The sequence below is a fragment of the Acidovorax sp. KPB24-07 genome (assembly GCF_057543315.1).
In genome coordinates this window covers 20,407-29,324 of record NZ_BAAJYS010000025.1, presented here as the reverse complement: position 1 = coordinate 29,324, position 8,918 = coordinate 20,407, and the positions used below count along the sequence as shown (strand labels likewise).

The window sequence follows — 8,918 nt, the reverse complement described above, 5'->3', positions numbered from 1 at the left end:
CAGCGCAATATCCACTAGGGCATATCGCTACAAAAAATATAGCAACGCTCCTGACCTTGGCAACGGGCTACGCCACGGCAGCCGAGCGCACCAGTCCCATTTCGGCGCTGCTGAGCAGGGATTCGATGTCCATCATGATGAGCATGCGCTCGCCGACGCTGGCAATGCCGGTCACGAAGGCCGAATCCACCTCGCCCTGGAACTGCGGCGCCGGCCGGATGGCCTCGGCCTGCAGGGGAACGACGTCGGCCACCGCATCCACGACGGCGCCCATCACCGTGCCGCCCACGTTGAGGATGATGACGACGGTGAAATCGGTGTACTCGGCCTGCGCGCAGCGCAGCTTCAGCCGCAGATCGACGATGGGGACGATCACGCCGCGCAGATCGATCACGCCCTTGATGAAGTCCGGCGCGTGGGCCATGCGGGTGGGTTGCTCGTACGAGCGGATTTCCTGCACGCGCAGGATGTCGATGCCGTATTCCTCCTGCCCCAGACGAAAGGTGAGGTACTCCGCTGCGTTGGCGGCGGCACCCGTGGCATGGCGGGGAGAGGCGGAAGCGGGGGTCGACAGCATGGCAGGTCCTTCACAGATCAGGGTTCAGCACGTGCAGACGACCGTCTGGCGCGCGCGGCAATGGTCCAGCATATCAGCCGCCTTGTTACTTGTGCTGACATTTAGCCGATTCCACCTATTCAAAGAAGGCCATTGCTGTGCTAGCAACGGCCTGCCCTCGGGCTTCGGCAGCGCTGGTGGCGGTTGCCTGTGGCGGCCCACCGGAAAGCCCCTGGGGCCATCAAGACCCGGGCCGCTTGCCCGCCTGTCCGGCGTGCCGACAGGACAGCCTCAGGCTGGCAGCAACGTGACACCCGTCTTGGCCTGCAGCGCTTCGAAAGTCACGCCCGGCGCGAGTTCGACCACCTGCAGCCCCTTGGGCGTGACGTCCATCACGGCCAGGTCGGTGATGATGCGATCCACCACGCCCACGCCGGTGAGGGGCAGCGTGCACTGGGGCAGGATCTTGAGGTCTTCGGTGCCGTCCTTCTTGCGCGCCACATGCTCCATGAGCACGATGACGCGCTTGACGCCGGCCACCAGGTCCATCGCACCGCCCATGCCCTTGACCATCTTGCCGGGGATCATCCAGTTGGCCAGATCGCCCTTCTCGCTCACCTGCATGGCGCCGAGGATCGACAAGTTGATCTTGCCGCCCCGGATCATGGCGAACGACTGGTCGCTGCCGAAGATGGAAGAGCCCTTGATGGTGGTGACGGTCTGCTTGCCGGCATTGATGAGGTCGGCGTCCACGGCGTCTTCGGTGGGGAACGGGCCGATGCCCAGCATGCCGTTCTCGGACTGCAGCCACACTTCCTTGTCCCCCGTGAAATTGGCCACCAGCGTGGGGATGCCGATCCCCAGGTTCACGTAGAAGCCGTCTTCGAGTTCTTGTGCCGCGCGCGCGGCCATCTGGTCTTGGGTCCAGGGCATCTCAGGCTCCTTCTTTCTTGTTGACGGGCACCGTCACCGTGGGCACGGCTTCGCTGGTGGCAGCGGCCTGCGCGATCACGGCCTGGGCCTCGACCTTGGCAGCGGCCACATCGACGGGCGCGGCGGTCACGGTGCGCTTTTCGATGCGCTTTTCAGGGTTGGGGTTGTGCACGATGCGGTGCACGTAAATTCCGGGCAGGTGCACATCGTCCGGCGCGATGTCGCCCGTCTCCACGACCTCTTCCACCTCGACGATGCAGACCTTGCCGGCCGTGGCGGCCGCGGGGTTGAAGTTGCGCGCGGTCAGGCGGAACTGCAGGTTGCCGGACTTGTCGGCGCGCCAGGCCTTGACGAGCGACACATCGGGCACCAGCGAGCGCTCCATCACATAGGTTTCGCCGTCGAATTCGCGCAGTTCCTTGCCCTCGGCCACCATGGTGCCGACGCCGGTCTTGGTGAAGAAGGCCGGAATGCCGGCGCCTCCCGCCCGCAGCTTCTCCGCCAGCGTGCCCTGCGGCGTGAATTCCAGCTCCAGCTCGCCGGCGAGGTATTGGCGCTCGAATTCCTTGTTCTCGCCCACGTAGGAAGAGATCATCTTCTTGATCTGGCGCGTTTCCAGCAGCTTGCCGAGGCCGAAGCCGTCCACACCGGCGTTGTTGGAGATGACGGTGAGGTCCTTGACGCCGCTGTCGCGCAGGGCGTCGATCAGCGCCTCGGGAATGCCGCAGAGCCCGAAGCCGCCGACGGCCAGCATCTGGCCGCCGGCCACGACGCCCTTGAGCGCCCCGGCCGCGGTGGGAAAAAGCTTGTTCATTGGAGACTCCTCAACATCAGGTTGGATGGCCGCTACGATACTACGTACCCCGCTACGTAGTTCTCCCTAAATACTTCCATGGATGTCGCCGATTACCGCCTTGCTTTCGAAATGGCCCCGGTGGGTCTGGTCATTTCGCGCAACCGCACCATGGTCGATTGCAATCGCCAGGTGTGCGAGATGTTCGGCGCCTCGCGCGAGGTGCTGATCGGCCAGTCCTTCCGGATTCTCTATCCCAGCGCGGATGAATACGAACGCCTGGGCAAGCACATGGAGCCCATCCTGAATGCGCGGGGCCACTATGCCGACAACCGCATCATGAAGCGGGCCAGCGGCGAGGTGTTCTGGTGCCATGTCTCGGGCCGGGCGCTCAACCGCGAGGCTCCTCATGAATCGGGCATCTGGAGTTTCGAAGACCTCAGCTCGCAGCGGTCCGTCAAGGCTGAACTGACCGGCCGTGAGCGCGAGGTGGCGGCGCGGCTGCTGGACGGCCTGACCTCCAAGGAGATCGGCCGCGCGCTCGACATCAGCCACCGCACGGTGGAGATCTACCGCGCGCGCCTCATGCGCAAATACGCAGCCTCCACAGCGGCCGACCTGGTGCAGAAGCTGATGGCAGGATGACGGCCGGCAATCAGGGATACCCCTACTAACACTTGCTTTCATCTGCGCTCCCTGGGTGGGGTACCGCGGCAAGGAGGCCACGGATACCGTCTGCACACCCCAACCTGCCAGCCGGCGGTGCGGCGCATGGTGCGCGGCGCCGCGGAGCGGCGACCCATCCCGAGACCCCATGCCCACCAGTTTCCATTCATTCCGCGCTACCGCCGCTTTCGCAGCCCTCGCCGCATTGACCGCCGCCTCCCTGACCGCATGCGGCGGTGGTGGAGGTGGGGGCGATGTGACCACGCCGCCCGGCGGCACCCCAGCTCCAGCGCCCACGCCAGCCCCATCGCCATCGCCATCGCCGGCACCGTCACCCGCTCCAGCACCTGCCCCCACGCCCGCACCCGCACCTTCGAGCGGGAGTTCCGCCGCCTGCTACAACGCGGCGGATTTCAACGAAGGGACGGTGCTCGTCGAAGAGGGCCTCACGAAGATGGACGGGCAACCCGACCTCACGACCACCAGCACCACGACGACCGGAGGCCGGCAGGATTTCGCCGGCGCGAAACCGGTCATGTTCACGCCGCAGTCCACCGGCTCCCTGGGCAACAACCGGCTGTTCCGCGACCGCACGGCCAGCAGCGAACTGGCGTACGGCGTCGTATCCGACACGTCCACCCAGGTACTGACGCAGGTCTACGATCCACCCGTGTCCACGCCCTTGGACATGCAGCCCGGCCAGACCGTCCAGCGGGACCACAAGAACCAGTTCACGATCGTGCCCAAGGCGGGCTCGGCGCCCAGCTCCTATTCGGAAACCGTGGAAGACCAGTTCACGTACGTGGGCAGGGAGTCGCTGCAGACCGCGATGGGTACCTTCAACGTTTGCAAATTCAACAACGACTTCGTCACGGTGGGGCCGACCGGGCGCGTCGTGGCCAACTTCCAGACCTGGGTGGTCGCAGAAGGCCCTTACCAGGGCCGGACGATCAAGATCGCCACGTCCAGCTCCAACGGCAGGCCCTCGACTTACGAGGTAACGAAGATCACCTATACCCCCAAGTAAGGCGCGCAAGCGGGCCGCAGGACGGTGGCGGGCGGCCGGGTCGGAACCGGCATGCCTGCCCAGCTCCTTGCAGCCACGCGCTCAGTGGAGCTTCAGCCGTCCGGACACGCGCTGCTGCAGCAGCCGCGCCAGGGCGAGCACAGCCGTCTTGCCCAGGCCCAGGATGGCCCGGTGGTGATTCAAGTGCAAGGAGATGTACATCCACTTCGCGATGAGGCCTTCCACGAAGAAGTTGCGTCCCATCAGGCCGCCCATGAGGTTGCCCACGCCCTTGTTATCGCCCAACGACACCAACGAGCCGAAGTCGCGGTACACGAACGCCTCGGTCACTTCGCGCTCGCGCAGCATCGCGCCGAGCACCTTGGCCAGGTAGTCGGCTTGCTGGTGCGCGGCCTGGGCCCGCGCCGGAACGGTCTTGCCGCCCTCCCACGGGCAGGCGGCGCAGTCGCCGAATGCATAGACGCCGGGCACCGAGGTGCGCAGGCGGTCGTCCACCACGAACTGGTTCAGACCGTTCACGGCCAGCCCCATGCGGGCATTGGCATCAGCAGCCTTGATGCCCGCGGCCCACACGATCATTTCGGCGGGAATGCTGCCTTCGGAGGTGACCAGCGCGCCACGGCGCACCTCGGTCACACGCGTGCCGGTGCGCACGTTGACCTGCTTGCGCTCCAGCGCCAGCCGGGCCTGGGCCGAGATCTTTTCGGGCAGGCCGCCCAGGATGCGCGGGCCGCCTTCCACCAGCGTGATGTCGAGCCGAAAGCGCTGGCCATCGCCCATGCTTTCCTGCAGTTCGGCATGGGCCTCCAGCAGTTCGGCCGACAGTTCCACCCCGGTCGCCCCACCGCCCACGATGGCCACGCCCAGCGCACGGCTCTCGGAGAAAGAGGCACGGGCGCACGCGGCCAGCCAGTCGGCATGGAAACGCTGCGCATCGCGCACGTTCTCCAGCAGGTACGCGTGCTCCACGCCAGGCGTGCCGAAGGCATTGGAGCCGCTGCCGATCGCCAGCACCAGGCGCGTGTAGCTCACGGTGCGCCGGGGCACCACGGCTTCACCCTGCGCATCGCGAATCTCCGACAAGGTGATGCCTTTGCGCTCGGTGTCGAGGGTCGCCATCTCGCCCATGGCAAAACTGAAATGGTTGCGCCGGGCCAGCACGGTGTAGGACAGCCCTTCCTGGTGCGCATCGAGCGTGCCGGCGGCCACCTCGTGCAGCGTGGGCTTCCAGATGTGGAACGGGCTGCGGTCGACCAGCAGCACCTTTTCCCGCCCTACCCGGGGCCCCAGGCCCCGCCCGAGGCGTGCCGCCAATTCCAGGCCGCCCGCGCCGCCGCCAACGATCACGATGTCGAAATGCATTCCATCTCCCGCTTTTTGTGCGATGCAGCAAGTTTAGGGCGCGCAGGCCTTCCCCGCGCCCAAAAGGGCTCCTTTGCCGCACGCGGATGCGAAAAAGCCCGCGGCGTCGAAGCCACGGGCTTTTCCCGGAGAAAGCGCGCCGGCTCAGCAGAGCCGACGCGGCAGGTCAGGCCAGATCGAAGCGATCGAGTTCGGTGACCTTGGTCCAGGCCGCAACGAAGTCGTCCACGAACTTGCGTTTGGCGTCCGCCCCGGCATACACCTCGGCCTGCGCCCTCAGCAGGGCGTTGGAGCCGAACACGAGGTCCACGCGCGTGCCGGTCCACTTGACCTCGCCGGTCTTGCGGTCGCGGCCTTCGAACACCCCGGCGTCCTGGGCCGATGCCTTCCACTCTGTGCCCATGTCGAGCAGGTTGACGAAGAAGTCGTTGGTGAGCGCGCCAGGCGTTGCGGTCAGGACACCGTGGCGGGTTCCGTTGGCATTGATGTTGATCGCACGCAGCCCGCCGATCAGTACCGTCAGCTCGGGCGCAGTCAACGTCAGCAGCTGGGCCTTGTCGATCAGCAGCACCTCGGCAGGCACGCTGTAGCGGCGCTTCTGGTAATTGCGGAAACCGTCTGCCACGGGCTCGAGCACTGCGAACGATTCCACGTCGGTCTGGTCCTGCCGCGCATCGGTGCGGCCCGGGGAGAACGGTACCGTCACCTCGACGCCCGCGCTCTTGGCCGCCTGCTCCACGCCCGCCGCACCTGCCAGCACGATCAGGTCGGCCAGCGAGATGCGCTTGCCCCCTGCGGCGCCGCGATGGAAGTCGCTCTGGATGCCTTCAAGCACCTGGAGCACCCGGGCCAGTTGCGCCGGCTGGTTGACGTTCCAGTCCTTTTGCGGCGCCAGGCGGATGCGGGCGCCATTGGCCCCGCCGCGCTTGTCCGAACCGCGGAAGGTGGATGCCGAAGCCCAGGCCGTACCCACCAGTTCGGACACCGACAGGCCGGAGGCCAGGACCTGTGCCTTGAGGGCCGCCACATCGGACGCATCGACCAGCGGATGGTCCACCGCGGGAACGGGGTCTTGCCAGATCAGCACTTCCTTCGGCACTTCGGGGCCGAGGTAGCGCGCGCGCGGCCCCATGTCGCGGTGCGTGAGCTTGAACCAGGCCCGCGCGAAGGCTTCGGCGAAGGCCTGGGGGTTGTCCAGGAAACGGCGCGAGATTTTTTCATAGGCCGGGTCCATGCGCAGTGACAGGTCGGTGGTCAGCATGGTCGGCATGCGCTTCTTGGTGGGGTCGTGCGCGTCGGGAATGATGGCTTCGGCGTTCTTGGCCTGCCATTGGTGCGCGCCGGCCGGGCTCTTGGTGAGTTCCCATTCGTACTTGAACAGGTTCTCGAAGAAGTTGTTGCTCCACTGCGCGGGCGTGGTGGTCCAGGTCACTTCCAGGCCGCTGGTGATCGCATCGCCGGCCTTGCCGGAGCCGAAGCTGCTGGCCCAGCCCAGGCCCTGCTGCTCGATGCCTGCGGCTTCGGGCTCAGCCCCCACATGGTCGGCGGCACCGGCCCCATGGGTCTTGCCGAAGGTGTGGCCGCCGGCGATCAGGGCCACGGTTTCCTCGTCGTCCATCGCCATGCGGCCGAATGTTTCTCGAATGTCGTGCGCGGCGGCGATCGGGTCGGGATTGCCTTCGGGGCCTTCCGGGTTCACATAGATCAGGCCCATCTGGACCGCGGCGAGGGGGTTCTCCAGGTTCCGCCCCTGGCTGTCCGTGCGGTCGGTTTCCTGGCCGTGCATGGCGGGGTCGGCCACCAAGGTGCCGTCGCCGGGAGTGCCCTTGCCATAGCGGGCATCGCCGCCCAGCCACGTCTTCTCGCTGCCCCAGTACACGTCCAGGTCGGGTTCCCACGTGTCTTCACGGCCGCCGGCGAAGCCGAAAGTCCGAAAGCCCATGGTTTCCAGCGCGACGTTGCCGGTCAGCACCAGCAGGTCGGCCCAGGAAATTTTTTGACCGTATTTTTGCTTGATGGGCCAGAGCAGGCGGCGCGACTTGTCGATGTTGACGTTATCGGGCCAGCTGTTGAGCGGCGCGAAGCGCTGCTGCCCACGGCCCGCACCGCCACGGCCGTCGCCCGTGCGGTAGGTGCCGGCGGCGTGCCACGCCATGCGGATGAACTGCGGGCCGTAGTGTCCGAAGTCGGCCGGCCACCAGTCCTGCGAGTCGGTCATGAGCGCGCGCAGGTCTTTCTTCAGGGCTTCGTAGTCGAGCTTCTTGAACTCTTCGGCGTAGTTGAAGCTGCTGCCCAGGGGGTCGGACTTGGACGAATGCTGATGCAGCAGGTCCACGCGCAACTGGTTGGGCCACCAGTCCTTGTTGAGGGTTCCACCATTGACGGCGGCGGCATGGAACGGGCACTTGGTCTCTTGGCTCATGGGGCATTCCTCTTGCGGCTGATTGATGGGTGAATGCTAGAGAAAAGACTCCCGCCGGAAAAGGCAATTAATCACATGCCTGGAATAGTTTTTCGAAATGATCAGCCGCACCCGAGCCCTCGCCAACAAGCGCGCGGCAAGCGGCGGGCGTATGGCTCTCCCCGCCCTGCTCCTTGCTCTGGCAGGATCAGCCGTCGAGCGCTGCGCCGGTGTGCAGCGGCAGCCCCGATGCCTCCATTCCGGCGCGCAGGATGCGGCCATGGGTGGAGTCGGTCACATACAGCGTGCGCAGGTCCGCACCGCCGAACGCCAAGTTGGTGGTGGAGCTTCCCGGCACACCGCGCAGCACCTGCACCGGCTCGGCCCGGCCATTGAGTACCCAGACCCAGCCAAGACCGGGATTGGCCACGAGCAAAAGGCCCAGCGCATCCACCGCCAGTCCGTCCGGGCCGCTCGGGCCGTAGGAGGTGAAGAACTGGCTCACCTTGGCCACGCTCCCGTCGGGCAACAGCGGGACGCGCCACACGCAGTTGCCACGCGTCACGGCCAGGTAAAGCACGCGGCCATCCGGCGACAGTGCCACGCCGTTGGGACTGGGGACATTGTTCAGCAGCAGATCGAGCTGGCCGTTCGGACGCAGGCGGTACAGGCGGCCCGACGGGTCGTGCAGGCCGCTTTGCCCCTGGTCGGTGAAGTACAGGTTGCCTTCGGCATCGAACACCAGATCGTTCACGCCCTTGAAGCGCTCGCTGTTTCGGCGCTCCAGATAAGGCGTGATGGTGCCGCTCGCCACATCCAGTCGCACCAGGCCGTTCTTGTAATCGGTGATGAGCAACGTGCCGGCGTCCAGGAACTTCATGCCATTGGGTTCGCCGTCGTACTCGGCGACCAGGCTCCAGCCGCCCTGCGGGTCGATGCGGAAGATGCGCCCCCATGGAATGTCGGTCACATACAGGTGGCCGGCGGTATCGAACACCGGGCCTTCGAGGAATGAATCGGTGATGGTGCCGCCGCGGTTGGCATCGGCCCATGCGCTGCGCGCCCGGCGGCGGAACGCATCGGGCAACGAGGTGAACGGCTCCAGTTCACGGACCTGTGGGGCCTGTAGCAAGAACATGGGATCGGCTTTCTTTGAAAAAGGGCCCGTCCCGGCGAAATC

The 8,918-nt window shown here is 66.1% G+C and carries 8 protein-coding genes; 2 read left to right on the top strand and 6 right to left on the bottom strand.

All coding sequences use genetic code 11. From position 1 onward, the window contains the following. Positions 1 to 67: 67 nt before the first annotated feature. From AC27IQ_RS05550 to AC27IQ_RS05540, 3 genes are all read right to left on the bottom strand, one after another. Positions 68 to 577, bottom strand: a complete 510-nt coding sequence (locus tag AC27IQ_RS05550; RefSeq protein WP_272569450.1) for a chemotaxis protein CheW — start codon at positions 575 to 577, stop codon at positions 68 to 70. Positions 578 to 847: 270 nt separating this feature from the next. Beyond that, positions 848 to 1,489, bottom strand: a complete 642-nt coding sequence (locus AC27IQ_RS05545) for a 3-oxoacid CoA-transferase subunit B (protein ID WP_284400194.1) — start codon at positions 1,487 to 1,489, stop codon at positions 848 to 850. 1 nt (position 1,490) lies between these two features. Further along, positions 1,491 to 2,303: a CoA transferase subunit A gene (locus tag AC27IQ_RS05540; RefSeq protein WP_487088760.1), complete on the bottom strand. Its 813-nt coding sequence runs from the start codon at positions 2,301 to 2,303 to the stop codon at positions 1,491 to 1,493. Between the two features lie 78 nt (positions 2,304 to 2,381). Here AC27IQ_RS05540 and AC27IQ_RS05535 point away from each other — a divergent pair, with 78 nt between their 5' ends. Together AC27IQ_RS05535 and AC27IQ_RS05530 are read left to right on the top strand one after the other, a co-directional pair. Next, complete coding sequence (locus AC27IQ_RS05535; RefSeq protein ID WP_272569447.1) at positions 2,382 to 2,927, top strand: PAS and helix-turn-helix domain-containing protein; 546 nt, start codon at positions 2,382 to 2,384, stop codon at positions 2,925 to 2,927. Between the two features lie 169 nt (positions 2,928 to 3,096). Continuing rightward, entirely contained in the window at positions 3,097 to 3,975 is an 879-nt protein-coding gene (locus AC27IQ_RS05530; RefSeq protein ID WP_487088758.1) for a hypothetical protein, read from the top strand. A gap of 81 nt (positions 3,976 to 4,056) precedes the next feature. Here the strand turns inward: AC27IQ_RS05530 and AC27IQ_RS05525 are convergent, their stop codons facing one another. From AC27IQ_RS05525 to AC27IQ_RS05515, 3 genes are all read right to left on the bottom strand, one after another. Next, on the bottom strand, positions 4,057 to 5,337 hold the full coding sequence (locus AC27IQ_RS05525) for an NAD(P)/FAD-dependent oxidoreductase (RefSeq protein WP_487088756.1): 1,281 nt from the start codon (positions 5,335 to 5,337) through the stop codon (positions 4,057 to 4,059). 166 nt (positions 5,338 to 5,503) lie between these two features. After that, positions 5,504 to 7,759: a catalase/peroxidase HPI gene (gene katG / locus AC27IQ_RS05520; RefSeq protein ID WP_487088754.1), complete on the bottom strand. Its 2,256-nt coding sequence runs from the start codon at positions 7,757 to 7,759 to the stop codon at positions 5,504 to 5,506. A 187-nt stretch (positions 7,760 to 7,946) separates the two neighbouring features. Then, positions 7,947 to 8,876 (bottom strand): SMP-30/gluconolactonase/LRE family protein, encoded by a 930-nt coding sequence (locus tag AC27IQ_RS05515; protein WP_487088752.1) that lies wholly within the window; start codon positions 8,874 to 8,876, stop codon positions 7,947 to 7,949. Positions 8,877 to 8,918 lie beyond the last annotated feature (42 nt).

Excerpts from the sequence above, each read along its gene's own strand:
- AC27IQ_RS05550 (WP_272569450.1), bottom strand. The coding sequence starts at position 577 with ATGCTGTCGACCCCCGCTTCCGCCTCTCCCCGCCATGCCACGGGTGCC.
- AC27IQ_RS05545 (WP_284400194.1), bottom strand. The coding sequence starts at position 1,489 with ATGCCCTGGACCCAAGACCAGATGGCCGCGCGCGCGGCACAAGAACTC.
- AC27IQ_RS05540 (WP_487088760.1), bottom strand. The coding sequence starts at position 2,303 with ATGAACAAGCTTTTTCCCACCGCGGCCGGGGCGCTCAAGGGCGTCGTG.
- AC27IQ_RS05535 (WP_272569447.1), top strand. The coding sequence starts at position 2,382 with ATGGATGTCGCCGATTACCGCCTTGCTTTCGAAATGGCCCCGGTGGGT.
- AC27IQ_RS05530 (WP_487088758.1), top strand. The coding sequence starts at position 3,097 with ATGCCCACCAGTTTCCATTCATTCCGCGCTACCGCCGCTTTCGCAGCC.
- AC27IQ_RS05525 (WP_487088756.1), bottom strand. The coding sequence starts at position 5,337 with ATGCATTTCGACATCGTGATCGTTGGCGGCGGCGCGGGCGGCCTGGAA.
- katG (WP_487088754.1), bottom strand. The coding sequence starts at position 7,759 with ATGAGCCAAGAGACCAAGTGCCCGTTCCATGCCGCCGCCGTCAATGGT.
- AC27IQ_RS05515 (WP_487088752.1), bottom strand. The coding sequence starts at position 8,876 with ATGTTCTTGCTACAGGCCCCACAGGTCCGTGAACTGGAGCCGTTCACC.